General features: G+C 64.3%; 20 protein-coding genes. 11 read left to right on the top strand and 9 right to left on the bottom strand.

Annotation, left to right across the window (positions count from 1 at the left end):
* Position 1 precedes the first annotated feature (1 nt).
* The 4 genes from C7G41_RS04345 (at position 2) to C7G41_RS04360 (ending at position 4,023) form a co-directional block, all read left to right on the top strand.
* Positions 2–949, top strand: a complete 948-nt coding sequence (locus C7G41_RS04345) for an ABC transporter permease (protein WP_106941374.1) — start codon at positions 2–4, stop codon at positions 947–949.
* A 190-nt stretch (positions 950–1,139) separates the two neighbouring features.
* Positions 1,140–2,033, top strand: coding sequence for an ABC transporter permease (locus tag C7G41_RS04350; RefSeq protein ID WP_106941375.1), 894 nt, complete (start codon positions 1,140–1,142; stop codon positions 2,031–2,033).
* Positions 2,033–3,040, top strand: a complete 1,008-nt coding sequence (locus tag C7G41_RS04355) for an ABC transporter ATP-binding protein (protein ID WP_106941376.1) — start codon at positions 2,033–2,035, stop codon at positions 3,038–3,040. Before C7G41_RS04350 ends, C7G41_RS04355 begins: the two co-directional genes overlap by 1 nt.
* On the top strand, positions 3,037–4,023 hold the full coding sequence (locus C7G41_RS04360) for an ABC transporter ATP-binding protein (RefSeq protein WP_106941377.1): 987 nt from the start codon (positions 3,037–3,039) through the stop codon (positions 4,021–4,023). The genes C7G41_RS04355 and C7G41_RS04360 overlap by 4 nt, the downstream gene beginning before the upstream one ends.
* 52 nt (positions 4,024–4,075) lie before the next feature.
* Here C7G41_RS04360 and C7G41_RS04365 read toward each other — a convergent pair whose 3' ends face one another.
* The 7 genes from C7G41_RS04365 to C7G41_RS04395 all read right to left on the bottom strand — a co-directional run bounded on the left by C7G41_RS04365 (position 4,076) and on the right by C7G41_RS04395 (position 12,994).
* Complete coding sequence (locus C7G41_RS04365) at positions 4,076–6,052, bottom strand: acetyl-CoA carboxylase biotin carboxylase subunit (RefSeq protein WP_106941378.1); 1,977 nt, start codon at positions 6,050–6,052, stop codon at positions 4,076–4,078.
* A complete protein-coding gene (locus tag C7G41_RS04370; protein WP_106941379.1) occupies positions 6,049–7,665 on the bottom strand; it encodes an acyl-CoA carboxylase subunit beta in 1,617 nt (538 codons plus the stop codon). Before C7G41_RS04370 ends, C7G41_RS04365 begins: the two co-directional genes overlap by 4 nt.
* Positions 7,666–7,779: 114 nt before the next feature.
* Positions 7,780–8,646, bottom strand: coding sequence for a 3-keto-5-aminohexanoate cleavage protein (locus tag C7G41_RS04375; protein ID WP_027514515.1), 867 nt, complete (start codon positions 8,644–8,646; stop codon positions 7,780–7,782).
* 192 nt (positions 8,647–8,838) lie between these two features.
* Entirely contained in the window at positions 8,839–9,639 is an 801-nt protein-coding gene (locus C7G41_RS04380) for an AraC family transcriptional regulator (RefSeq protein WP_106941380.1), read from the bottom strand.
* Between the two features lie 283 nt (positions 9,640–9,922).
* On the bottom strand, positions 9,923–10,579 hold the full coding sequence (locus C7G41_RS04385) for a glutathione S-transferase family protein (RefSeq protein ID WP_106941381.1): 657 nt from the start codon (positions 10,577–10,579) through the stop codon (positions 9,923–9,925).
* Positions 10,579–11,742 carry an acyl-CoA dehydrogenase family protein gene (locus C7G41_RS04390; protein ID WP_106941382.1) on the bottom strand — a complete coding sequence of 388 codons (1,164 nt, stop codon included), beginning with the start codon at positions 11,740–11,742 and terminating at the stop codon, positions 10,579–10,581. Before C7G41_RS04390 ends, C7G41_RS04385 begins: the two co-directional genes overlap by 1 nt.
* 115 nt (positions 11,743–11,857) lie before the next feature.
* Positions 11,858–12,994 (bottom strand): acyl-CoA dehydrogenase family protein, encoded by a 1,137-nt coding sequence (locus C7G41_RS04395; protein WP_106941383.1) that lies wholly within the window; start codon positions 12,992–12,994, stop codon positions 11,858–11,860.
* 263 nt (positions 12,995–13,257) lie between these two features.
* Between C7G41_RS04395 and C7G41_RS04400 the strand changes: the two genes are divergently transcribed.
* Together C7G41_RS04400 and C7G41_RS04405 are read left to right on the top strand one after the other, a co-directional pair.
* Complete coding sequence (locus C7G41_RS04400) at positions 13,258–14,808, top strand: long-chain fatty acid--CoA ligase (RefSeq protein WP_199198127.1); 1,551 nt, start codon at positions 13,258–13,260, stop codon at positions 14,806–14,808.
* A gap of 87 nt (positions 14,809–14,895) precedes the next feature.
* A complete protein-coding gene (locus C7G41_RS04405; RefSeq protein ID WP_106941384.1) occupies positions 14,896–16,116 on the top strand; it encodes an ABC transporter substrate-binding protein in 1,221 nt (406 codons plus the stop codon).
* Between the two features lie 59 nt (positions 16,117–16,175).
* Here the strand turns inward: C7G41_RS04405 and C7G41_RS04410 are convergent, their stop codons facing one another.
* A complete protein-coding gene (locus tag C7G41_RS04410; protein ID WP_106941385.1) occupies positions 16,176–17,681 on the bottom strand; it encodes a glycosyltransferase family 2 protein in 1,506 nt (501 codons plus the stop codon).
* 48 nt (positions 17,682–17,729) lie between these two features.
* On the bottom strand, positions 17,730–18,500 hold the full coding sequence (locus C7G41_RS04415; RefSeq protein WP_106941386.1) for a helix-turn-helix transcriptional regulator: 771 nt from the start codon (positions 18,498–18,500) through the stop codon (positions 17,730–17,732).
* A 183-nt stretch (positions 18,501–18,683) separates the two neighbouring features.
* On the opposite strand from C7G41_RS04415, the gene C7G41_RS04420 reads away from it, so the two are divergent.
* The 5 genes from C7G41_RS04420 to C7G41_RS04440 all read left to right on the top strand — a co-directional run bounded on the left by C7G41_RS04420 (position 18,684) and on the right by C7G41_RS04440 (position 26,202).
* The gene (locus tag C7G41_RS04420) at positions 18,684–20,945 is read left to right on the top strand and encodes a marine proteobacterial sortase target protein (protein ID WP_106941387.1); all 2,262 of its coding nucleotides are present in this window, start codon (positions 18,684–18,686) and stop codon (positions 20,943–20,945) included.
* 194 nt (positions 20,946–21,139) lie between these two features.
* The gene (locus tag C7G41_RS04425; RefSeq protein ID WP_106941388.1) at positions 21,140–21,709 is read left to right on the top strand and encodes a class GN sortase; all 570 of its coding nucleotides are present in this window, start codon (positions 21,140–21,142) and stop codon (positions 21,707–21,709) included.
* 157 nt (positions 21,710–21,866) lie between these two features.
* A complete protein-coding gene (locus C7G41_RS04430) occupies positions 21,867–22,847 on the top strand; it encodes a glycosyltransferase family 2 protein (protein WP_106941389.1) in 981 nt (326 codons plus the stop codon).
* A gap of 157 nt (positions 22,848–23,004) precedes the next feature.
* Positions 23,005–25,224, top strand: coding sequence for an acetate--CoA ligase family protein (locus C7G41_RS04435; protein WP_106941390.1), 2,220 nt, complete (start codon positions 23,005–23,007; stop codon positions 25,222–25,224).
* 147 nt (positions 25,225–25,371) lie between these two features.
* Positions 25,372–26,202 carry an MlaD family protein gene (locus C7G41_RS04440; RefSeq protein WP_106941391.1) on the top strand — a complete coding sequence of 277 codons (831 nt, stop codon included), beginning with the start codon at positions 25,372–25,374 and terminating at the stop codon, positions 26,200–26,202.
* Positions 26,203–26,204 lie beyond the last annotated feature (2 nt).

Here is a 26,204-nt window from a genome sequence, read left to right on the forward strand (position 1 = left end):
CATGTTTGCCTATCTGGTGCGGCGCCTGCTGCTGATGCTCGTGACCTTGTTCGGGATCTCGATCGTCATCTTCTTCCTGCTGCGCATCGTGCCCGGCAACATCGTCGACATCCTGTTTGCCGCGGCTGGCTATGTCGATCCCGCGGACAAAGCCAATCTGGAAAAAGAGCTCGGCATCGACCAGCCGCTGGTGGTGCAATATTGGCACTGGATCAGCGGCTTCCTGCGCGGCGATTTCGGCTACTCCTACGTCTCCGAGAAGCCGGCGCTCCAGGAGATCCTGCCGCGGATCCCGATCACCGCGCGGCTTGCCGGCTTGGCGCTGTTGTTCTCGGCCTCGATCGGCATTCCCCTGGGCGTCATTAGCGCGGTGAAGCAGGGAACGAAGCTCGACTACGCATTGCGTGTGGTGAGCCTCAGCGGATTGTCGTTGCCCTCGTTCTGGCTCGGTCTGCTCATCCTCACCGCATCGGTGGCGATGTTCAACCAGATGCCGATCTTCAATCCCAATCCAGCGACCTGGCTGGAAGCGTTCGCAACCTATGCCGTGCCCGCCGCCGCCGTCGGCTTCCGCAGCGCGGCACTGACCATGCGCATCACCCGTTCCTCGATGCTGGAGGTGCTGCGGCAGGACTATATCCGCACCGCCCGCGCCAAGGGCGCATCGGACGCCGCCGTGAACTATCAGCATGCGCTGAAGAACGCGATTTTGCCTGTCATCACCGTGATCGGCATCGAAGCGGCGTTCCTGATCGGCGGCCTTATCGTGACGGAGACCGTGTTCAACATCCCCGGCGTCGCGCGCTTCCTTGTCGAGGCGATTCGCTGGCGCGATTATCCGATCGTGCAAAACCTGGTGATGCTGATTGCCATCGTCGTGGTGAGCGCGAATTTCATCGTCGACATGCTGTACGCCGTGTTCGACCCGCGTATCCGGTACACGGATTAGCCCGATGATCATCACTCACACAAAGCTCGGGCGTTCGTTCACCTCTCCCCGCTTGCGGGGAGAGGTCGGATTGCGCAGCAATCCGGGTGAGGGGGAGCTTCCGCGAGCCCAACTCCCACCTCCCCCGTGGAGAGCCCCCCTCACCCCGACCCTCTCCCCGCGCGCGGGGAGAGGGAGAAGGTAAGAGCTCATGGCTGCGATCGACTATGAGGTTGAACTGAGGCGCGCCGGGGCGCACGCGACCGTCGGCTGGCGGCGCGTGCTCTTTTTGGCGCAGCGGCATGTGCTGGGCGCGGCCGGGCTCGTCATCATGACCCTGTTCGTGTTCACCGCGATCTTCGCCGACTTCATCGCGCGTTACGATCCGCTGACGATCGACGCCGCCCGGGCGCTGGCGCGTCCAAGCCTGGCGCACTGGATGGGCACGGATTCCTTCGGCCGCGATGTCTTCAGCCGCATCATTCATGGCGCGCGGATCTCGCTCGCGGTCGGCATCGGCTCGACCGCACTCGGAGGCTCGATCGGAGTGATCGTGGGCCTCACCTCCGGCTATCTTTCCGGCTGGGTCGATCTCGTGTTCCAGCGCGTCTCCGATGTCCTCCAGGCGCTGCCGCTGCTGGTGCTAGCCCTGATCATGACCGCGGCGCTCGGGCCGTCGTTGCCGAACGTCATCATTGCGATCGCCATTCCGCTGATCCCGACCGTCTCGCGCGTCATCCGCGCCAACACGCTGGCGCTGCGCGAGCTGCCGTTCATCGAGGCTGCCAAGTCGATCGGCATGAGCGAGGTACGCATCGCGCTCCGTCACGTGCTGCCGAACACGCTGGCACCGCTGATCGTGCTCGCGACCGCCCAGCTCGGCTCGACCATCCTCACGGAAGCCTCGCTCTCCTTCCTCGGCCTTGGCATTCCCGAGCCGTACCCGTCGTGGGGCCGCATGCTCTCCGAATCCGCCGCCGAATATGTCCGCACGGCGCCATGGCTGGTGATCTTCCCGGGCATCGCCATCAGCCTCGCGGTGTTCGGCGCCAATCTGTTCGGCGACGCCCTGCGCGACATCCTCGATCCCCGGCAGCGCGGCTGATGGCTGACAACTCCGATCTCGTGCTCGATGTGAAGAACCTGAAGACGGTGTTCTTCACCAACTCCGGTCTGTTCAAGGCCGTCGACGATGTTTCCTTCACGGTGAGGCGCGGCGAGACGCTGGCGATCGTCGGCGAATCCGGCTGCGGCAAGAGCGTCACCGCACTGTCCCTGATGCGGCTGGTGTCGGATCCGCCCGGTCGCATCGTCGGCGGCTCTGTCACGCTCGAAGGCACTGATCTTCTGACGCTGGACGAAGCGGAAATGCGCGCCGTCAGGGGCAACCGCATCTCGATGATCTTCCAGGAGCCGATGACCTCTCTCAATCCGGTGATGCGGATCGGCGACCAGATCGTCGAGGCCGTGCGGCTGCACCGGAGCATGTCGAGCAAGGAGGCCCGGGACATCGCAATCGAGATGCTGCGCCTGGTGCGCATCCCCGAACCGGCTCGGCGCGCGCGGGAATATCCGCATCAGCTCTCCGGCGGCATGCGCCAGCGCGCCATGATCGCGATGGCGCTGGCGTGCCGGCCGGCGCTGCTGATCGCGGACGAGCCCACGACCGCGCTCGACGTCACCATCCAGGCGCAGATCCTGGCACTGATCCTGGACCTTCAGAAAGAACTCGGCACCGGGCTCGTGCTGATCACGCATGATCTCGGTGTCGTCGCGCAGACCGCGCAACGCGTCATCGTGATGTATGCGGGACGGAAGGTCGAGGAAGCGAGCGTCGAGGCGCTGTTCGCCGCGCCGAAGCATCCCTACACCCGCGGATTGATGGCGTCGATCCCAACGGTGCCGGCGTCGGGCGTCGCCGTGCAGGCACGGTTGAACGAAATTCCCGGCACGGTGCCGTCGCTGGTGCGGCTCCCGAAGGGATGCGCGTTCGCGCCGCGCTGCAAGCTCGCGATCAAGCGCTGTGAGGCCGAATATCCGCCGCTCATCGATTGGGGCGGCGGCCATCTCGCAGCCTGCTGGCGCGCGGCCGAGATTGCGGAGGTGGCATGACCGAGGCGCTGCTCGAAGTCACCGATCTCAAGAAGCACTATCCGGTGCGCGCCGGTGTGCTGCGCCGACAAATCGGCACGGTGCATGCGGTCGACGGCGTCTCGTTCTCGGTTGGGGTCGGCGAGACGCTGGGCCTCGTCGGCGAATCCGGCTGCGGCAAGTCGACGGTGGCGCGTAGCGTGCTGCGGCTGGTCGAGCCGACCTCCGGCCAGATCCGCCTCGAAGGCGAAGACATCACCCATCTCTCCAAGTCCGCGCTGCGGCCGCATCGCCGTTCGATGCAGATCGTGTTCCAGGATCCGTTCGCCTCGCTCAACCCGCGCATGACTGCCGGAGACATTGTCGGCGAGCCGCTGTTCGTGCACGGGCTCGCGACCGGCAAAGCGCTGGAGGTGCGTACCGCAAACCTGTTCGAGCAGGTGGGCTTGCGGCCCGACCAGATGCGCAACTTCCCGCACCAATTCTCCGGCGGCCAGCGCCAGCGCATCTGCATCGCCCGCGCGCTGGCGCTGGGGCCGCGGCTGATCGTCTGCGACGAGCCGGTCTCCGCGCTCGACGTCTCGATCCAGGCGCAGGTGATCAACCTCCTGATCGACCTGCAACGCCAGCACGGCTTCTCCTATCTCTTCATCGCGCATGACCTCGCCGTGGTCGCCCATATCAGCCACCGCGTCGCCGTGATGTATCTCGGCCGCATCGTCGAGATTGCCGACAAGGACGAGCTGTTCCGCAATCCGCGCCATCCCTATACGCAGGCCCTGCTCGCCTCGGTGCCGGTCGCCAACCCGCTCGCCAAGAAGCTCGTGCCGCTGGTCGATGGCGACGTGCCAAGCCCGGTCAATCCGCCGCCGGGATGCGCGTTTCACACCCGCTGCCGGTTTGCGATGGAGCGATGCAGGACGGAACGGCCGGCGCTGGTGGAGGCGGGCGACGGGCACCAGGTGGCATGTTTGCTCAACGAGGGGACGGGGCAGAGCCAGTAGCTCCGCTGTCGTCCCGGCGAAAGCCGGGACGACGAGTTGAGTTCGGGGTGCCCTACCCCGCCCCGATCTCCGCCACGATCTTCCCCGTGGTCACCTGTTCGCCCTCGGCAACGTCAATCGCGGCGACGACGCCGTCGATGCCGGCCTTGTGGACGTGCTCCATCTTCATTGCTTCCAGCGTCAGCACCGGCTGACCGGCGGTGACGCGGTCGCCCGGCTTGACCAGAACGGCAACGACGCGGCCGTTCATGGCGGCGCGGACCTTGCCGTCGCCGCCATTGCTTGCGGCGGCCTTCGGCGCGGCGAGGGTGAGATCGGCGGCAGCGACCGGGATGCCGCGGCGCTGGACATACAGCAAGTCGCTGTCGCGCAGGAATTTGGCGCTGTCCATCACGCCGTCGTGGCGGAAGCGGATTGCGTCGGGATCGAGCTGGTCGATCTCGAACTTGTCCTGCCGGCCGTCGATGGCAACAATGTAGCTGCCATCGCGTTCGCGCCAGACTTCGAGCTCATACCCATGGCCTGCGATCTCGATTTTCGCCGGCAGCGGGAACGTTGCCGCGAGGCTCCGTCCCCGGCGCCACGCCGGTGCCTGCGGGTTCGTGACGTAGAGCAGCAGGCCGGCCAAAGCGATATCGAATGCGGCGTCCGCGCGCGGCGCCAGCAACTCGTCGCGATGCGCACCAATGAACGCCGTGGTCGCCTCGCCTTTGGCGAAGCCGGAATGACGCAGGCACGCCATCAGGAACGCCTGGTTGGTGGTGACGCCGAATCCGGTCAACTGCTCCAGGCCGACGATCAGCCGCGCCCTCGCCTCCTCGCGTGTCGCGCCATGGCTGATCACCTTGGCGATCATGGAATCGTAGAACGGCGGAATCTCGGAGCCCGATTGCAGCGCATGCTCGACGCGGACGCCATCCGGCACCTGCCAGCGCGCCATGCGCCCGGACTGCGGCATGAAATCATGCGTCGCATCCTCGGAGCACAGCCGCACCTCGATGGCATGGCATTCGAAGCGGATGTCCTGCTGCTTCACCGGCAATGGCTCGCCGCGCGCGACGCGCAGCTGCAATTCGACGAGATCAAGCCCGGTAATCGCCTCGGTCACGGGATGCTCGACCTGGAGGCGCGTGTTCATTTCCATGAAGTAGAACGCGCCGCTCGAATCGAGCAGGAATTCGAGCGTGCCGGCGCCCTCGTAACGCAGCGCCTTCACGGCGGCGATCGCGACCTCGCCCATTTTCGCGCGTAGTTCCGGCGTCACCGCGGGCGACGGCGCTTCCTCGATCAACTTCTGGTGCCGCCGCTGGATCGAGCAATCGCGCTCGCCGAGATGGATGGCGTTGCCATGGCTGTCGCCGAACACCTGAATCTCGATGTGACGGGGACTCTGGATGGCGCGTTCGAGGATCACCGTCGGATCGCCAAAGGCTGCCTTCGCCTCGGAGCGCGCGCTACGCAGCGCGTCGGAAAATGCCGCGACATCCGGCACGAGTCGCATGCCGCGTCCACCGCCGCCGGCAACCGCCTTGATCATCACGGGGAAGCCGATCTTTCTGGCTTCTGCGAGCATGACCTCGTCGCCCTGATCGGCCCCCTGATAGCCGGGTACGACGGGCACGCCGGCCTTTTTCATGATATCCTTGGCACCGGCCTTGTTGCCCATCGCCGCGATCGCCTGCGGCGACGGACCGATAAAAACGAGGCCGGCATCCTTGCAGGCCTGCGCAAAATCCTCGTTCTCGGCGAGGAAGCCGTAGCCGGGATGCACGGCATCCGCGCCGCTGGCCTTTGCGGCCGCGATGATCGCGGCGATGTTGAGGTAGGATTGCGCCGGCAGCGCTTCTCCGATGCGCACGGCCTGGTCGGCTTGTTGCACATGAAGTGCGTCGCGATCCGCATCCGAATAGACCGCGACGACACCGAGACCGAGCTTCCGCGCGCTTCGCATCACGCGCAATGCGATCTCGCCGCGATTGGCGATCAAGACCTTGAAGAACGGCCGGTGCTGCGTTGAACCGTTCCTCATGGGCGAGCCACCGAAAACTGCATGCGCTGGGGTGTACGCGCATCGCCCTCGCGGCAGATCGCGAGCACCTCCGACAGCACAGCGCGGGTGTCGCGCGGATCGATCACGCCGTCGTCGAGCACGCGCGCGCTGGTCGAGAACACGTCCATCTGGCCGTCGAACACGCCGATGATCTGCGCCTTCATGGCATCGAGCTTTTCTTTTTCGACCGGCTTGCCCCGGCGAGCTGCCGCGGCCTCGGTCACGATCGCCATGGTCTCGGCGGCCTGCTCGCCGCCCATCACGGCGGTCTTGGCGTTGGGCCAGGAGAAGCAGAAGCGCGGATGGAAGCCACGGCCGCACATGCCGTAATTGCCGGCGCCAAAGGAAGCGCCGCAATAGATGGTGATCTGCGGCACCGTCGCCGAGGTAACAGCCTGGATCATCTTGGAGCCGTGCTTGATCATGCCGGCTTCTTCATAGGCTTTGCCCACCATGTAGCCGGTGGTGTTGTTGAGATAAAGGATCGGCGTACGGGTCTGGCAACAGGCCTGGATGAAATGCGTCGCCTTGTTGGCACCGGCGGGATCGAGCGGACCGTTGTTGGTGATGATGCCGATGGCCTGGCCCTCGATGCGGGCATGGCCGCAGACGGTGGCCGGGCCGTAATTCGGCGCCATCTCGGTGAAATCGGAATCGTCCACGATGCGCGCGATGACCTGCTTCATGTCCACGGAGCGCTTGTGGTCCATCGGCATGATGCCGAGCAGCTCGTCCTGGTCGTAGCGCGGCGGCTTGTATTGCGCAGCTCCCTGGTCCGGCCGCTCCCATTCCAGCGCCGCTATGATCTCGCGCGCGATGCGCAGGGCGTCGCGGTCATCCTCAGCGAGATAGTCGCCGAGGCCGGAAACCTGCGTGTGCATCTCGGCGCCGCCAAGCTCCTCCTCGGTCGCGATCTCGCCGGTTGCAGCCTTCAGCAGCGGCGGGCCCGCGAGGAAGGCGCGAGTGCGGCCGCGGACCATGACGATATAGTCCGACAGGCCGGTCTGATAGGCGCCGCCGGCGGTCGACGAGCCATGCGTCACGGTGACGACGGGCAGCCCTGCCGCCGAGAGCCGCGCGAGATTGCGAAAGATGTTGCCGCCGCGGACGAAGTCTTCGACGCGGTAACGCAGGAGATTGGCGCCGGCGCTTTCGACCAGCTGGACGTAAGGCAGCTTGTTCTCCAGCGCGAGCTCCTGTACCCGCAGCGTCTTGTCGAGACCGTAGGGCTGAAGCGCGCCGGCATCGATGCCGGAATCGTTGGCGCTGATCATGCAGCGGATGCCCGAGACGAAGCCGATGCCGGCGATGACGCCGCCGCTGGGCACGCTTTTGTCCGGATCCGATACGTCGAACATGTAGCCGGCGAGCGTGGACAGCTCGATGAAGGGCGCGCCAGGATCGAGCACCAGCGCGACGCGCTCGCGCGGCAACAGCTGTCCGCGCTTGTGGAAGCGATCTTTCGCCGCGGCCGACGCCGCACGCGTGCGCCCTTCCAGCGCGCGCATGCGGTCGATCAGGCCGAGCATGCCGTCGCGGTTGGCGCGATAGGCGGCACTGCCGGAGGAGATGGTGTTTTCGAGAATGGACATAACTCAATCCTGCTCGTCCTTGCGAGGAGCGAAGCGACGAAGCAATCCAGACTGCATCCATGGAGAGATTCTGGATTGCTTCGCTTCGCTCGCAATGACGGTTGAGGCGATAATTTACCTGTTCGTCCCAAAAATCTTCCGCGCTTCGGCCGGGCTGGCGATCTCGCGGCCCGCACGGCGGGCGCAGGCGGCGATGGCCTCGATCAGCTGGCCGTTCGACGTCACCTTCTTGCCGTCGGCGAGATAGAAGGCATCCTCGAGACCGGTGCGCAGATGACCGCCGAGCTCGGCGCAGCGCTGATGCAGCGGCCAGATCTCTTCGCGGCCGATCGCGGTGACCTGAAATTGCGCCTCGGGACGCTTCAGCTTGATCAGGATCGGCAGCAGATCGGGATCCGACGGCATGCCGGAGGCGACGCCCATCACGAAGTTATATTCAAGCGGGCCCTTGTACATGCCGACCTGGCGGTACATGCCGACGCACCGGACGATGCCAACGTCAAAACATTCGAATTCGGGAATGGTACCGACCGCGTTCATGACGTCGAGATAGTCCTTCACCTTCTCGACCGCATTGTCGAACATCATCGGCGGCCAGGCCCAGCTGTTGTCGGCCTTCACCTTCAGATAGTTCAGCGAGCCGGCATTGCAGGCGGCGATCTCTGGCCTGGTCTCGCGGATGCAATCCAGCGCGCCGCTGTAGTTCGGCCCTGACACACCCGAGGTGTGGTTGATGATCACGCCGGGGCAGGCTTCGCGGATCGCCTGCTGGATCTCCTTGCTGACACTGACCTCCCAGGACGGCAGATGCCCCTTGTCCGGCGCCTGCTGGCGCAGATGGATATGCATGATGGACGCGCCGGCATCGAACGCAGCCTTGGCCTCGCGCGCCATCTGCTCGGGCGTCACAGGCACGTTGTGCTGCTTCGGGTCGGTGAGCACGCCGTTCAGCGCGCAGGTGATGACAGCCTTGTCACTCATGCCTTGAATGTCTCGCACGTTGATAATTCAACGTTTGCGATCATGTGATGGGTGGCATGCGGCTTCTTGCGCGGAGAAGCTGGAAAACGGAAGTCGTAGGGTGGGTTAGCCGAAGGCGTAACCCACCTCTTAAGCTTCCTCGGAGGCAGAATTGGTGGATTACGCCTTCGGCTAATCCACCCTACGAAGCGATCAACTCGCCTCCGCAAGCCTCACCGTCTCGCTGCTGCGATAAATCGCAAGATCCCGCGAGCCGACGAAGATCGCGCGCGGCTTCAAGCCGTAGAAGCGGCGGATCGAGTGGCTGAAATGAGTGGAATCGGGATAGCCGATGTCCTGCGCGAGATGGGCGAGGTTGAGGTCCTGGTTGGCGAAGTGCAGCAGGTGACGCGCGCGCTTCCAGGCACGGAAGGAGCGGAACGAGATGCCGGTCTCTTCCTTGAACAGATGCAGGAAACGCGAAGCGGAAAGTCCGGCGTCCGCAGCACATGTGTCCGCCGTCACGGGCTCACCCGTGAAGCGGCCGATACGAGCCACCGCACGCGTCACGCGGGGGTCGAGCACGCGGCGCGGCAGCGCTTCGCCAAAGCACATCTCGTCGAATTCGGCGGTGGTGATGTCGCCGTAGCGACGCTGGCGCAACAGCGTGTAGGCCGCGAGAATCTTGCGGGCATAGACGGCCCTGTCGGGTCCGGTGAGCCGCTCGGCCAGGACCTCGATCACGCCATCGGGCATGCTCTCCGGCTCCAGCGTTACGCTGATCGCGGTGCGGTAGTCGCTGGCAATGGAATGCCGCTGGTTCGGCAGGGTCACGAACAGTTCGCCGGTGGCGAGGGCATCATCGATCGTCAGATGCAGGCTGCCCTTCACCGCGACATAGATATGGCAGCAGCCGGGCGTCCGCTTGCGGGGGCGGCCGAGGAGGCCGGCATAGAACACCCGCTCCGGCGTGATCAGCATCAAATGGTCGGATTCGCGACCGTTATCTTCCATTGGGATCCTCCTCGCGCGGCTCTTTGGCCGCTGCGGACGGAGGTCACCTTAGCGGAAATCTGGGCGCTGTCACGGCGGGATAGCGCTATCATGGAGCGCAAAACGGCGGCAGTCCGCGAGGGTGGTGGACGAGACGGAACTCTTTGACAACCGTCGTCCCGGCGAAGGCCGGGACCCATACCGCGAGATCTATCGGTAGGGACGGTGCTGATCCCGAACGACCAGTCTTCGCAAAATATCTCCTTGGGGGTATGGGTCCCGGCCTTCGCCGGGACGACTAGCCTTAAGCCCTCACCCTTGGCGCCACGTTCTGCTCGACGCCGGCCTGTTGCTCCGCAGCAACCGCGCGCTTGAAACCATCCCGCTGCTGCAAACGCGCCCAATAGGCTGCGACATTTGGCCCAAAATCTTTGGCAAGCCCGATAGTATCGGCGAGGCGGAGCGCGTAGCCGATCACGATGTCGGCGGCAGTGAAGCGGCCGGCGCACAAGGCCTCGGCAGTTGCGGTGGCTGCCTCGACGGCGCGCAGGCGGCCCAAGAACCACTTGGCATAATCGCCGGCGACCTGCGGATTGCGGCGCTCTTCCGGCTCGAGTTGGGTGTATCGGAGCACCAGCGTCTGCGGGAAGGTTAACGTGGCGTCGCTGAAATACATCCAGTTCAGGAAGGCGCCGTAGGCGGGATCTTCCGGTCCGACCATCAGTGGCGTCGGTCCATGCTTGATGCCGAGATAGTGGCAGATGCCGGACGATTCCGTCATCTTGGTGTCGCCGTCGACCAACAAGGGAATCGTGCCCAGCGGATTGAGCGCGAGGTATTCCTTGGCGAAGACCCGCGGCGGGAATGGCAGCATCTTCAATTCGTAGGGAAGCCCCATCTCCTCCAGCATCCAGAGCGGACGGAACGAGCGCGCGCCGTCGCAGTGATAGAGCGTGACCATCAGGAACTTCCTTTGCTGCCGGGCAGCGTGCCCATCATCTTGCACAGGACCATCAGCATGACCTCGTCGGCGCCGCCGCCGATCGATGTCAGGCGACTGTCGCGATAGGCACGGCTGACCGGCGTCTCGTTGGTAAAGCCCATTCCGCCCCAATATTGCAAGCAGGCGTCGGTAAGCTCGCGGCCGAGTCGCCCGGCCTTCAGCTTGGCCATGGTCGCAAGTTTCGTGACATCCTCGCCAGCCACCAGCGCCTCGCCGGCGCGGTAGATCAGCGCGCGCAACAGCTCGACCTCGGTCTGCATCTCCGCGAGCTTGAAGTGAACGACCTGGTTGTCGAGGATCGATTTCCCGAAGGCCTTGCGATTGCGGGTGTATTCGATGGTCTCGTTGATGATGTACTCGTGCGCCTTCAGGCAGGCGGCCGCGCCCCAGAGACGCTCCTCCTGGAACTGGATCATCTGGTAGGTAAAGCCCTTGCCCTCCTCGCCGATCCGGTTGCGCCTGGGCACGCGGACGTTGTCGAAGAAGATCTGCGCGGTGTCGGAGGAGCGCATGCCCATCTTGTCGAGCTTGCGCGCGACAGTGACGCCTCTGGTCTTCATGGGCACGCAGATCAGCGACTTGTTGCGGTGAACGGGCCCCTCACCGGTATTGGCGAGCAGGCAGATCCAGTCGGCCTGAGTGCCGTTGGTGATCCACATCTTGCCGCCATCGATGACGTAATCGTCGCCGTCCGCGCGCGCATTGGTCTTGATCGAGGCCACGTCAGAACCCGCGCCCGGCTCGGAGACGCCGATGCAGGCGACGTAGTCGCCTGAGATCGAGGGCGCCAGAAACTCGCGCCGCACTTCATCGGAGCCGAACCGCGCCAGCGCCGGCGTCGCCATGTCGGTCTGCACCCCGATCGCCATCGGCACGCCGCCGCAAGTGATGGCGCCGAGCTCTTCCGCCATCATCAACGCGTAGGAATAGTCGAGGCCGGAGCCGCCGAATTCGACCGGCTTGTTCAGCCCGAGAAAGCCGAGGCTGCCCATCTTCCCGAACAGCTCGTGCGCCGGGAAGATGTCGGCCTTCTCCCATTCATCGACGTGAGGATTGATCTCGTTGGCAATGAATTTTTGCAAGGAACGGCGGATCTCGTCGTGGTCGGCGGTAAACAGCATTTCTTTCCCTTTGTCATTCCGGGGCGCGCGAAGCGCGAACCCGGAATCCAGAGATGAGTCCTACAATATCGAGATTCCGGGTTCGACGCTTCACGTCGCCCCGGAATGACCGAGGTCACAACCCCATCTGCCGCGACGCCAGATCCTTCATGATCTCCTCGGTGCCGCCACCGATGGCGTTGACCTTGACCTCACGATAGATGCGCTCCGCCTTGATGCCGCGCATGAAGCCGGCGCCGCCAAAAATTTGCACGGCTTCGGAGGCGCAGAACGCCATGGTCTGCGTCGCCTGATTCTTCATCATGCAGATCTCGGCGACCGGGCTTTCGCCCTGCTCCAGCCGCCAGGCCAGCATCTCCAGCATCGCCTGCGATGCGGCGACCTTCTGCGCCATGTCGACGATCTTGTGGCGGATCACCTGATGCTGCGCGAGCGGCTTGCCAAAGGTCTTGCGCTCCTTGGCGTAAGCAATCGCCTCGTCGAGGCAGACGCGCGCGAACGCGGTGCAGCCCGCCGCCATGCCCATGCGCTCGCTGTTGAAGTTCCGCATGATGATCTTGAAACCCTGGCCTTCCTCGCCGATCAGGTTTTCCGCCGGTACGCGGCACTCGTCGAAATGGAGTGTCGCGGTGTCAGAGGCCCACCAGCCCATCTTCTTCAGCTTGGTCCGGGACAGGCCGGGCGTATCCCCCTCGATCAGGAGCAGGCTGACGCCGCCGGCACCCTCGCCGCCGGTACGCACCGCAACGGTCAGATAGTCGGCGCGCATACCCGAGGTGATGAAGGTCTTCTCGCCGCTCACGACGTAGTGATCGCCGTCGCGCCGCGCTTTGGTGCGGAGGCCCGCGACATCGGAGCCGCCGCCCGGCTCGGTGATCGCGAGCGCGGAGATCTTCTCACCCGCGAGCACCTGAGGCAGCACGCGCGCCTTGACCTCGGGGCGCGCGGCCCGCGCGACCGGCGGCGAACCGATCGTATGGCTCATCAGACTGGCGCTGATCCCGCCGGCGCCAGCCCGCGCCAGCTCCTGGCTGGCGACGATCTTCATGAACTGGTCGGCGGCGATCCCACCATATTCCTCGGGGAATCCGAGCCCCAAGAGCCCGATCTCGGCCGCCTTGCGATAGAGCGCGCGGGGGAATTCGCCGGCCTCGTCCCACTCATGGGCGAAGGGCGCAATCTCGCTGTCGACGAAGCGGCGCATGACGTCGCGAAAGGCGTCGTGCTCGGCGGTATAGAACGGGCTCATCATCGCACTCTCGCCTTGCTGGCGGATTCGTCTCGTCCACCATGGCCGGAACCTCGACGGCTCACTTGCGCGGAGTGGCTGGCCAGGGCTTTGCTCCGAACAGGCCCGCTCTAGCAACTCAACGCAAGACGATTTTCATCGCTCGCGCGCCAACTCCGGATCAAAAAAAGTGTGATGCACAAACTCCGGCTGGCCCCAGGGCCATGCCGGGCATGGTGCACGGCAATAGGGACGCGGGCGGCACCAGACCGCCGAGGGAGGAATTTTTGGCCGTTCGTTACTACGACTGGATCGCCCACCATGGCCGCCGCACGCCGAACAAGGTCGCGGTGATCGACCTCGCGAGCAAGCGCCGCTTCAGCTATGCGCAGCTCGATGCGCGCATCTCGCGCCTCGCTTCATTCCTGCGCCATACGTTGAAAGTCTCGAGCGGCGAGCGCGTCGCGGTGCTGGCGCTGAACACAACCGATACGCTGGAGGTGCAGTTTGCCTGCGGCCGGCTGGGTGCGATCTTCGTGCCGCTGAACACCCGCCTCACCGTTCCCGAGCTCCAGTTCATCACCGGCGATTGCGCCCCGAAGGTGATGATCCACGACGCCGATCTCGCCGACACGGCGCTTGCCGTGGCGAAGCTCTGCGGCATTGCGACCAGCCTGCTGCTTGGCCCCGGCGGGACTTATGAAGCCGGCATCGCCGCCGCAAAGCCACTCGAGAAAATCGAGGAGGTCACTCTCGATGACGTCTCGACCATCATGTACACCTCCGGCACGACTGGCAATCCCAAGGGCGCCACCATCACCCATGGCATGACCTTCTGGAATTGCGTCAATCTCGGCGGCCCTGCCTGCATCGGACCGTCCTCGGTGCTGCTCACCGTGCTGCCGCTATTCCACACCGGCGGCCTGAATTGCTACACCAATCCGGTGCTGCATGCCGGCGGCACCGTGATGATCATGCGCGCCTTCGATCCCGGCACGGCGCTCGGCCTGATCAACGATCCCGCACAGGGCATCAACGTGTTCTTCGGCGTGCCCGCGATCTACCAGTTCATGGCCCAGCATCCGGCCTTCGCGACCACCGACCTCGGGCGCCTGATCGTCGGCGGCGTCGGCGGCGCACCAATGCCGGTGCCGCTGCTCAAGGTGTGGGAGGCGCGTGGCGTCGCACTCCAGCAGGGCTACGGCATGACCGAGACCTCGCCGGCCGTGCTGGTGCTCGACCGCGAGGATGCAGCACGGAAAGCCGGCTCCGCCGGCAAGCCGGTACTGCATACGGAAGTGCGCATCGTGCGTCCTGATGGCAGCGACGCCGATGTCGGCGAGCTCGGCGAACTCTGGGTCAAGGGACCGAACATCACGCCCGGCTACTGGAACAAGCCGGAGGCGAACAAGACGTCGTTCACCGACGGCTGGCTGCACACCGGCGACGCGACCCGCATCGACGAGGAAGGTTTTTACTACATCGTCGACCGCTGGAAGGACATGTATATCTCCGGCGGCGAGAACGTCTATCCAGCCGAGGTCGAGAACGTCCTGCACCAACTCACCGCCATCGCGGAAGCCGCCGTGATCGGCATTCCCGATCCGCAATGGGGCGAGGTCGGCCTCGCCATCGTCGCGGCAAAGCCGGGCCAGCGTTTGACCGAGGCCGATGTCTTCGCGCATTGCGCGGCGAATCTCGCGCGCTTCAAATGTCCGCGCCAGGTCTGCTTCGTCGATGCGTTACCCCGCAACGCCACCGGCAAGATACACAAGCCGACCTTGCGCAAGGAATTCTCAGGCGCCTCGGAAGTCGACAAGAAAGCCGCCAACGCCTGATCAAAGCGCCCCTCGCGGGCGCTTTTCTCTTTCAACGCGCCTGCTCCATCCCAGAAGAAACCTCAAAGAAAACCCCAAGGAATTTTCATGAACAAGAAACTCTCCCTGTTTGCCGCCGCAACGGCGTTGGCGCTGCTCACAACCCAAATCGCGTATGCGCAAAAGGCGTACGACACCGGCGTCACCGACACCGAGATCAAGATCGGCAATGTCGAGGCCTATTCCGGTCCGGCTTCCGCCTACGGCGTCATCGGCAAGACCGAGGAAGCCTATTTCAAGATGATCAACGACCAGGGCGGCATCAACGGCCGCAAGATCAACTGGATCTCCTACGATGACGGCTACTCGCCGCCGAAGACCGTTGAGCAGATCCGCAAGCTGATCGAGAGCGACGAGGTTTTCCTGGTGTTCAACGCGCTGGGCACGCCGACCCAGACCGCCGTGCAGAAATATCACAATTCCAAGAAGGTGCCGCAGCTGTTCCTCGCCACAGGCGCCAGCAAGTGGAACGATCCGAAGAACTTTCCCTGGACCATGGGCTTCCAGCCCAGCTACCGCGTCGAGGCACAGATCTTCGCCAAATACATTCTGAAGGAGAAGCCGGACGCGAAGGTCGCGATCTTCTATGCCAACGACGATTTCGGTAAAGACTACCTCGCCGGCATCAAGGACGTGTTCGGTGACAAGGCATCGAAACTGATCGTGGCCGAAGAGAGCTACGAGACGTCAGAACCCTCGATCGATGCCCATATCGTCAAGCTCAAGGGCACGGGCGCCGATGTCTTCGTGAATATCGCGACCCCGAAATTCGCGGCGCAGGCGATCAAGAAGATCGCGGAGCTGGAATGGAAGCCGATGCATCTCATGACTGATGTCTCGGTGTCCATCGGTGCGGTGATGAAGCCCGCCGGCCTCGAGGCATCCGAAGGCGTGCTATCGGCCGGCTATTTGAAGGATGCGTCGGATCCGCAGTGGAAGGATGATGAAGGCATGAAGAAGTTCATGGTCTTCGTCGACAAGTACATGCCGGGTGCAAATATTTCGGACGCCAATCTGGTTTACGCCTATGCCGCAGCCCAGACGATGGTGCAGGTGCTGAAGCAGGCGGGCGACAATCTGACCCGTGAAAATGTGATGAAGCAGGCCGCCAGTCTGAAAGACTTCGTCCCCGACACGCTGATCCCGGGGATCAAGATCAACACCTCCGCCACGGACTTCGCGCCGATCGAGCAGCTCAAGATGTGGCGGTTCAAGAAGGGCCAGTGGGAGCTGTTCGGCGACATCATCAGCGCCGAAACGGGCGGCTAGTTCGGCTGAAAAGCAACCGCCTGAAATACCGAATAGCGGCCCAGGGGCCGCTATTCTTTTCAAGCGAGCGACGACGCTGTTTCCGCGCTTTTGACCTCGATCATGTCGTGGCCGACGTCGATGCCCGCGATGGACAGGCCGAGACGACGCGAATCGCCGACACCCCTGAACCCGGGGCATGCCCAGGCGAGGGTGGCGATGCCTGACGGCGGCAGATCGAGGCTCAGCGTGTAGCCGTCATAACCGGTCACGACCGCTTCGGGGGCGACCGGCTTGCCGTCGACATAGAACCGGGTGTCGATCGTATCCAGCGGCGCGCGAAGTGCGGGGCTTCGAACGCGGACGATGGTGCGGCCAGGCATTCCCTTGATCCGCACGGCGGCCTCCGGTTCGCTCCAGCGGAACGTGTGGCCGGCGGAGATCTCCTCGGCATGGAATCCGATCTGCGCGACAACGTGCTCACCAAGAAGGCCGCCAACAGACCGCGCATCTGGCCCGAGACGATGAATGCAATCGAGTCTCTGATGCCGGATCAGCGCGGCGATGTATCGCCGCATCCATCGCGCGATCGCCTCGCTCGATCCGACGGCCGTCAGAACGACCAGCACGGCCCGCGCGTGCCATGCCCCCAGCCGCGCGAAACCGCGCGCGCCGAGATCGCCGAGCAGCGCCGGCACGGCCCAACGCCATAACGCCGGTAATTTCTCGCCGGGCCGTCCCCAGCCGCCGCCAGCGAGGCTGTAGCGTAGGAGCGCGTTCAGTGCATTGCGGGCGAGTGACGTGCCGGCCTCGCTCCGCGCGCTCCACTCGACTGGAATGTCGAGCAGCTCGCTGCCGGCATCGTTGCGGGCCTCGCTCAGATAGCGAATCTCGCCTTGCACGAAGTCGAGCGTGAATTGCTTCAGCTCGTCGAGCTCGCCGACATAGTAGTGATGGAAGCGCGCCTCCTCGAGATAGCCGATGGAATAGCCTCTCGCGTGATAAGCGGCGGCAAGCACCCATTCGGCAAAATGACCGAGCTCCTCGCGCAGGCCGCCGCATTCCCGGTAGACGTCGCGCCGCGTCACGAAACACTGATCCAGGACCTTGCGCCAGGGATGCTGCTTCATACCGAACTCGATGTCGGCCTGGTACATCGCGGCCTCTGCCACGGATAACCGGTTATGGCAGATCGGGATCGAACGGCAGGAAAAGCCGGCCCAGTCGGGATGAACATCGATCGCTCCAATGCAGAGTTCGACCACGTCGGGTTCGGGCCGGCAGTGCGATTCCGTGAAGAACAGATAGCTGCCGCGCGCCTTCGTCGCGCCGAATGCGCAGAGCCCGATGTCGTGTTCGGAATCAGCGAATTCGAGGCGGGCCCTGTTGCCGACCAGCGCCTTCAACTGCTCGCGTGCCGTGAAATCCGGCGGCACGACCAGAATGATCTCGTAGAGCGATGTGTCGGCGGTCTGCGACGTCCAGCCGAGCCAGGACTGCTCCCACTGCCCGCGGTGAGATTCGAGCGGGATAATAATTGAGAACAGCGGAGATTTGCCGTCGTCGGGTGCGGGCGCGTCCTGCATGTCCTCTTATAGACGCATGCTGCGTCATTCCAGATTATTTCTTGCGGACTATACCGACAGAAACAGCGCGAACGATTCTTCCACCGTTCGGCGCAGATGCTTTTGGTATAATTCGTGGTTAGCATCGCCGGGCGCGACCCGACCCAGCGAGGGCTTCGCGAAGTTTCGGAGCGGCACATAGGCGATCGGTGCTGCGATCGGCGTCAGCTGCGAGCCGGGGCCGGCGCGGAGCGTCGAGATGATCCCGTACATCTCGCCGGCGACCGTCGGCCGCGACACCGTGATCACGCGATGCTGGCCGTGCTTGATGATGACAAGATAGATGAAGCCGGACTGATGCGGCACCGCGACCTCGCCGGTGTGTTCATAGGCGGCATCGGTCCGCTCGCCCTCGCGGAACACCAGTGCAGAGACCTTCGGCTCCCAGACGATCTCGGTGCGGTAGGCGAAGATCGCGTCCTTGTCGCCGAACGACGGTCGCAGCGTGATGTAGACGTCCTCGAGCCAGGTCACCGCGCGATGGGCATAGGAGCCGAGGCTGTCGGGCGCGACATCGCTTGCGGCCGGAGGCGCCACCACGGCGGCGCTTCTGCGCAGGGAGACGCCCAGCGCCTGCTCCAGCCGCACCGTGGTCGCCAGCGTGAACGGCCGTCGGCCGCCGAGCACCTTCTCAAGGGTCGATAGGCTGAGCTTGGCCTGCTCAGCCAGCGCCTGCCGGGAAATCCGGCGCCTGGCGAGCTCCTCGCGAATGGTCTCTGCGATCTCGCGACTCTGCTCGTCCGAAAGCTGCTTGTCGGTGAATTTATCCTGCGTCTGCATCGTGGCCCTGCTCCAGGACGACATCCTAGCAGGGCGGACAAACCAGCACAAAACCGCACTTCGCCCCCCGGCGGCGGGCCGCGCGGGCCAGCCGCGGCGGATCATTGCCGATCATTCTGCTCGCGAAATCGGGCCGTCCCGGCGGATGCTCAGGGCCAGCAAACATCCTCGGGAGCAGGCCAAATGGATACCTACGACACGACGGACAGCAACGAACATCCTTGGCTGGGCAGACTCATCGTGGTCGGACTGTTTCTGCTGGCGCAGGGCATCGCGGTGATGCTGGTCGCCTTCGTGGCGTTGCTGGTGAGCCTCGAGCCGGGCTGGTCGGCGACGACGGAGCAGGCCAGCCTGCTCCAGCCCGGCGAAGCCAAATCCGGATCTCTCCTCCTCAAGGAGGACGGCGCCTACACGGAAGCGGTCCGCCTCGGCATCGACGTCGACATCACGGTATCAGGCCCGACGCTGCGCGCCCGCGTCACCCAAATCTTCCGCAATCCGACCAAGGACTGGGTCGAGGCGACCTATGTCTATCCGCTCCCCGCCGGCGGTGCCGTCGATTCGCTGAAGATGGTGGTCGGCAACCGCGTCATCGTCGGTGACATCAAGGAGCGGCAGCAGGCGCGCGTGATCTACGAGGAGGCGCGCCGGGCCGGCCAGAAGGCTGCGCTCACCGAACAGGAGCGGCCGAACATCTTCACCAACTCGGTCGCCAATATCGGTCCCGGCGAAACCGTCCTGGTGCAGATCGAATATCAGGAGCCGGTGCATCAATCCGGCAGCGAATATTCGCTGCGCCTGCCGCTGGTGGTCGGGCCGCGCTACAATCCGGCGCCGATCGTCCAGAGCGTCGATTTCCGCAACGATGGCTCCGGCTGGGGCGCGACGAACACGGACCCGGTACCGGACCGCGACCGCATCTCGTCGCCCGTGCTGGATCCGGCCAGGAATGCGCCGCTCAATCCAACCAGCATCACGGTACGCCTGAACGCCGGCTTTGCGCTCGGCGAGGTCAAGAGTCCCCACCATAACGTCAAGGCCGAGAGCCCGGACACCACGACGCGAATCATCACGCTTGCCGACGGTGCCGTGCCTGCCGACCGCGATTTCGAACTGACCTGGAAGCCGGTCGCCGCGAAGGCGCCGTCGGTTGGCCTATTCCGCGAGCGCGTCGGCGACGCCGATTATCTGCTCGCCTTCGTCACCCCGCCCGCCGCCGAGCAGGTCACGCAGAAGCCACGGCCGCGCGAGGTGATATTCGTGATCGACAATTCCGGCTCGATGGGCGGCACGTCGATCGTTCAGGCCAAGGCGAGCCTCACCTACGCGCTCTCCCGTCTCCAGCCGACCGACCGTTTCAACGTCATCCGCTTCGACGACACCATGGACGTGCTGTTTCCGGCCTCAATGGCGGCGGATGCCGAGCGTGTCGGTGAAGCCACCTCGTTCGTCGGCGCGCTGCAGGCGCGTGGCGGCACCGAGATGGTGCCGGCGATGCGTGCCGCGCTGACCGACAAGCTCGGCGATGCCGGCATGGTTCGCCAGGTCGTCTTCCTGACCGATGGTGCGATCGGCAACGAGCAGCAATTGTTCGAAGCGATCACGGCGATGCGCGGCCGCTCGCGCGTGTTCATGGTCGGCATCGGGTCGGCGCCCAACACCTATCTGATGACCCGCGCCGCCGAGCTCGGCCGCGGTGCCTTCACCCATATCGGCTCCGTCGAGCAGGTCGAGGAGCGCATGCGCGGCCTGTTTGCCAAGCTCGAGAACCCGGCCGTGACCGGCCTGAGCGCAAAGTTCTCCGAAGCCAAGGCCGACGTCACACCGACGATCATTCCCGACGTCTATCGCGACGAGCCGCTAGTGCTGGCGGCAAAGCTCGACACGCTCGCGGGCTCGGTCGAGATCAAGGGCCGCGTCGGCGACCGCCCATGGTCGGTGACGCTGCCGCTGCAGAATGCGGCCGAAGGCAGAGGCCTGTCGAAGCTTTGGGCCAAGCGCAAGATCGACGATGCCGAAGTGGCGCGCACCCTGCGCGAGATGACGCCCGAAGACTCCGACAAGGCGATCCTGGCACTGGCGCTCGACCATCAGATCGTCACGCGGCTCACCAGCCTCGTCGCCGTCGACAAGACGCCGAGCCGTCCCGAAAGCGAGCCGCTCAAGCTCAGCGAATTGCCGATCAACCTGCCCGCCGGTTGGGATTTCGCGAAAGTCTTTGGCGAACGACAGCAGGTCCCGGCGCAGCTCCGCGAGCGTCACGCCGATGCACGCAACCAGCCGACCACCAGGCGGCCGATTCCCGCCGCACCGGATGCAATCCGCCTGCCCAAGACCGCGACCTCGGCCGAGCTGAAAATGACCGCAGGCCTGATCCTGGTCGTGCTCGCCCTGATCCTGTTCGTGTTCAACCGGCGTCAGTCCTTGCTCACTGACGCCGCTTGAGAGAGGAGCCTCCCGAACTCCTCTGTTAGCGCGCGCGGCTGCCCGTCCCACACCAACGGCCGCGCGCGCCTTTTTTGAACACGCCCTCTCAAATTCGTCATTGCGAGCGAAGCGAAGCAATCCAGAAATTCATCCACGGAGACAGTCTGGATTGCTTCGTCGCTCCGCTCCTCGCAATGACCGGAATTAGCACATTGCCCCGCCTCATCTCTCCCCTGGCCCTTGCCCTGATCGGCATCATCCTGTTCGGCGACGGCGCCTACATCCATGCCAAAGCGTGGCTCGCGCAGGTGCTGCTGGAGCGCGCGTTCGACCGGAGCGTTGCGACCGGCGAGGTGGTCAGGCCATGGTCATGGGCCGATACCTGGCCGGTCGCGCGGATCGAGGTGAGGCGGATCGGCGCCAGCGCGATCGTGCTGGAAGGCGCGAGCGGCCAGGCGCTCGCTTTCGGGCCCGGCCATATCCGCCAAACGGCCGATGCGGGCGAGCGTGGTGTTGCCGTATATGCAGCGCACCGCGACACTCATTTCCGCTTCCTGCGGAATGTCGCCATTGGTGATGTGATCGATGTCACACGGAGTGACGGTAAACACTTTCGCTATCGAGCGGATTCCTCCTCTGTGGTTCGCTTCGATGCCTCGGGCATCGATCCTGCGGCACGAGATGCCGAACTCGTGCTCGCGACGTGCTGGCCGTTCGACGCCGTCGCGTCCGGCCCCGAGCGCTACATCCTGCATGCCACCCTGATCGGAACCGATGAATAGCGGTTCGCAATCGATCCGCCCCCCCCCCCTCTTGAATCCGCGCCCGACCTGTAGGGACTATGCCGCTTGATGGAACCCCTGAACCGGCGCCGTCGACGGGAGACCTATCAGAATGGCCCATTGAGCATTTTCGCTGCAATTTGCGAGAAGAACGGTGATGGACGAGGAGTTCAGGCAGCGTCTCGAACAGCTCGAAAACCGCGTCGCGCTCCTGGAGAGGAACCAGGATCTCATCGCCGCCGGGCAAAGACGCTCCTCGCTTCGGAGCCTCTGGCGCCGCCCGCCGATGTGGACCTTCGAGCAATATCCGCCGCGCCTGCTCAACCTGACGGCTTTCCCGCCGGCACCTGCGATCCATTCGGATGCGCCCCGGATCGCGATGGTCACTCCGAGCTACAACCATGCGCAATATCTCGGCGCCACGATCGACAGCATCGTCAGTCAGAACTATCCGGACTTGTATTATCACGTGCAGGACGGCGCCTCGATCGACGGCACGCTCGATCTCCTGAAAAGCCGCGGCGATAGCCTGAGCTGGAGGAGCGAACCGGACAAGGGGCAATCCAGCGCCATCAATCTCGGCTTCGCCGGCATCAAGAGCGAGATCATGGCCTATCTCAACAGCGACGACATGCTGCTGCCGGGGACACTTGCCTATGTCGCAAGTTACTTCATCGCACATCCGCATGTCGACGTCGTTTACGGCCATCGCGTCTTCATCGATCGCGAAGGACTTGAGGTAGGCCGCGCCGTGCTGCCGCCCCATGACGGCAAGGCGTTGCGATATGCCGACTACATTCCGCAAGAGACGATGTTCTGGCGCAAGCGCGTGTGGGACAGGATCGGGCCGATCGACGAGAGCTTACACTACGCGATGGACTGGGACTTCATCCTGCGCGCGCAAGCCGCGGGATTCAAATTCGCACGCTTGCCGCGATTTCTCGCCTGCTTCCGAATCCATGACGCACAAAAGACGGCATCCACCTACGCGGTCGGCGTCAGGGAGATGGGCGTCCTGCGGCGACGCATTCTCGGCTTCGAACCGACACAGATGCAGATCCGGCGCGCTATCGCTCCTTATCTTGCGAAGCAGCTGGCCTATCACTACGCCTACAAGCTCGGCGTCCTGAGATACTGAACGACCGCGAGCAGGGATCCGAAGATGTCGATCACCAGGGCTTGATGCGCGCTCATTCCACCGCGCGGCATACCCGCCCACGCGGTTGCCAGTCCGAAGAACTCGCCATAGAACAGAGTGACGCACCGCCAACAAGAACAACAGGTGAGGTCACACCATGGAAGCTCGCGTGTCTGCCGCCTCCGCTTCATCGCGCCCATGGTCTCCGCCGCCCGATGCCACCGACATCGTCAAGGGCATCCACGCCATGCTGCATCCGCGCAACATCGTGCTGGTGGGCGCGACCGACAAGCCCGGCAACTATGCCGAGCGCATCTGGAACAATTTGGTCAAATACGGCTATGAGGGCGGACTCTATCCGGTCAATGCCAAACGCGAGACCATCTGGGGTGTCCCCTGCTACAAGGACTTTGCAAGCCTCCCGGAAAAGCCCGACCACGTGCTGGTGCTGGTGCCGGCGCGCTTTGCCGTGCAGGTGATCCGCGATGCCGCCGCGGCCGGCGCGCGCTCGGCCACCATCGTCACCTCGGGCTTCAGCGAGTTGCAGGACGAGGAAAGCCAGAAGCTCGCCGCCGAACTGCAAGCGGCCGTGCGCGAGACGGGATTGGCGGTCACCGGCCCGAACTGCCTCGGCAATTTGAGCGCCGGCGAAAAGCTCTTCACCAATATCGACGACCGTATCGTCACCATGGAACAGGGCGCGGTGGCGATTGCCGGACAATCCGGCGCCATCGTCATGGCAATCCGCCAGGCCCTGGAAGATCGCGGCGTCGGGGTCGGCTACATGGTGACGACCGGCAACGAGGCCGGGCTCGAGACGCCGGACCTGATGCGGTATTTCGCCGAGGATCCGAGCATCAAGGTGATCGTGGTGTACCTCGAAGGCGTGCGCAACACCAAGGCATTCCGCGACGCCTGCAAGGCCGCGCGCGCCGCGAGCAAACCGGTGATCGCGCTCAAGCTCGGGGCGTCCGAGGGTGGCCGCGCGGCGGCGATGGCACACACCGGCGCGCTTGCGGGCTCGATCGAGACATTCGACGCCATTGCAACGCGCGAAGGGGTCATCAGGGTCGGCGGGCTCGACGAGCTGATCGAGACCACCGAATGCTTCGTCCACGCCGCAGTGCCAAGGGGCGACCGGCTAGCTGCAGTGACGCTATCCGGCGGCAAGCGCGGCATGCTGATCGACGCCTTCGATGCGGAAGGTCTGAATTTTGCACCACTCAGCTCGCATGTCGGCTCGGAGCTGGCAAAGATGCTCGGGCCGGGCTCGATCGTCGGCAATCCGCTCGACGCCGGCTTTGCCGCGGTGGTCGATCCCTCCGTCTACATGAAATCGATCGGGCTGATGATCGATGATCCCGATATCGACATCGTCATCATCGATGCCGAGCTGCCGAAAGCGCCGCACGAGCTGCGCGAGCGCAATCTGCGCATCGTCGACGAGATGGCGAGCCGGGCCGGCAAGCCGGTGATCTATATCAGCGCGATGTCGATCGGCTTCACCGAGTTCACCAAGACCTTGCGCAAATCGCTGCCGCATCTCGCTGTCATGCAGGGCATGGATCGCGCGGTGACTGCGATCAAGTCGCTGCTCGACTACGCCAGGCTGCGCAAGGAAGTGCCCGATATCGTCTCGAGCTCGAAGCCTGCCGCGCGTGCGGTGCTGGAGAAGGCGCTGAAATCGGCAACCGGCGCCGCACTCGACGAGGTCGCCTCGAAGAAGCTCCTGAAGGCCTACGGCATCCCGATCTCGAAGGAGGCCATCGCACAGACGGCAGCCGAGGCCGTGAAGATCGCCAAGCAGATCGGCTTCCCGGTCGTGGCCAAAGTCGTCAGCGCCGAGATCCTGCACAAATCGGACATCGGCGGCGTGGTGCTGAATCTCTACAACCCGGCCGAGGTGAAGAAGGCGTTCGCCGACATCACCGCGCGGGTGAACAGGCTGAAGGGCAAGCCGAAGCTCGACGGCATCCTGATCGCGCAACAGGTCAAGGCCGATCTGGAACTCGTGGTCGGCGCCTCCCTCGATGCCGAGATGGGTCCGGTCGTGCTGTTCGGCACCGGCGGCATCGACATCGAGCTGATGAAGGACGTCGCGCTCGCCGGTGCGCCGCTGGACGAGGCTGAGGCCCGGCTCCTGATCGGCCGCACCAAGGCCGGTATCAAGATGCGCGGCTATCGCGGCAAGCCGGCCTTGCACGAGGCCTCCGCGGTGAAGGCGCTGGTCGGCCTCTCCAACCTGATCGCGGATGCCGGTGACCGGATCGCCTCGATCGACGTCAATCCATTCCTGATCAATGCCAGGACCGGTGTCGCCGTCGATGCCCTCATTGTGCTGAACAATGCTGCGGCAAAACGCGCCGCCGGGCATTGATGTCGCGTAGGGCGGATTAGCGCAGCGTAATCCGCCAAATCGGTCCATGACCGTACGAGGCGTTGGCGGGTTACGCTTCACTAACCCGCCCTGCGTACCATTGCAGCTCCTTCCAACTTCCCTCGTTTGGCCGTAAAATCACCCCGCATGGCACGCGCGAGCAATCTGGTGATCGGAACGGCGACGCTGGCGGTGATCGCCGTGGCGTTCGGCGGCGTGCTCGGCGTGCAGAAATGGCGCACCCTCCAGAGCCGCAGCCCGTTGCGCGTGGTATTCGAGGGCGGCTCCGCCAGCGGATTGCGCCGCGGAGGGCCGGTCAATTTCGACGGTGTTCCCGCAGGCCAGATCCTGTCGATCAAGCTCGACAATCCGCGCAAGGTCGTGGCGCTTGTGATGCTCGACAATACCGCGCCAATCCGCAAGGACACCGTCGCGGGCATCGAGTTCCAGGGTCTCACCGGCGTCGCCGCGGTCTCGCTGATCGGCGGCGCGCCCTCCGCGCCGCCGGTGCCGCTGGACTCCGACGGCGTCCCCGTGCTGACCGCCGATCTCAGCGACGCCGAATCGATCGTCGACACCCTGCATAGTGTCGATCGCACGATCGTCAGCAACGCCCCGGCGATCAAGGAGGGCCTGCGCACGTTCGAGAACTACACCGCCGATCTCAGGAGCAAGGGCGGCGAAATCGATTCCGTCATGGCCAAGGTCGACAGCGCCTTCGCGGGCTTCGACAAGGCGGTCACAAAGATCGAGGGCGTGGTGCCCGGCTTTGCCGACGGCAAGGCGGATGAGCTGTTCGAAAAGATCCAGGGATTGCACGAGCTCGCCGACACCATGAGGAAGAAATCGGCGAGCTTCCTCGAAGACATCCGTCGCTCGCTGCTCGACGTCAGCGAAGCCGCCAACAAGATGAGCGGGACACCCACACCGGCCGCCGCTCCGCGACCGCCGCGCAAGCCGGCGCAGCCGAAGCGATAGCG

It is taken from the genome of Bradyrhizobium sp. MOS002, from assembly GCF_003020115.1.
GTDB lineage: Bacteria > Pseudomonadota > Alphaproteobacteria > Rhizobiales > Xanthobacteraceae > Bradyrhizobium.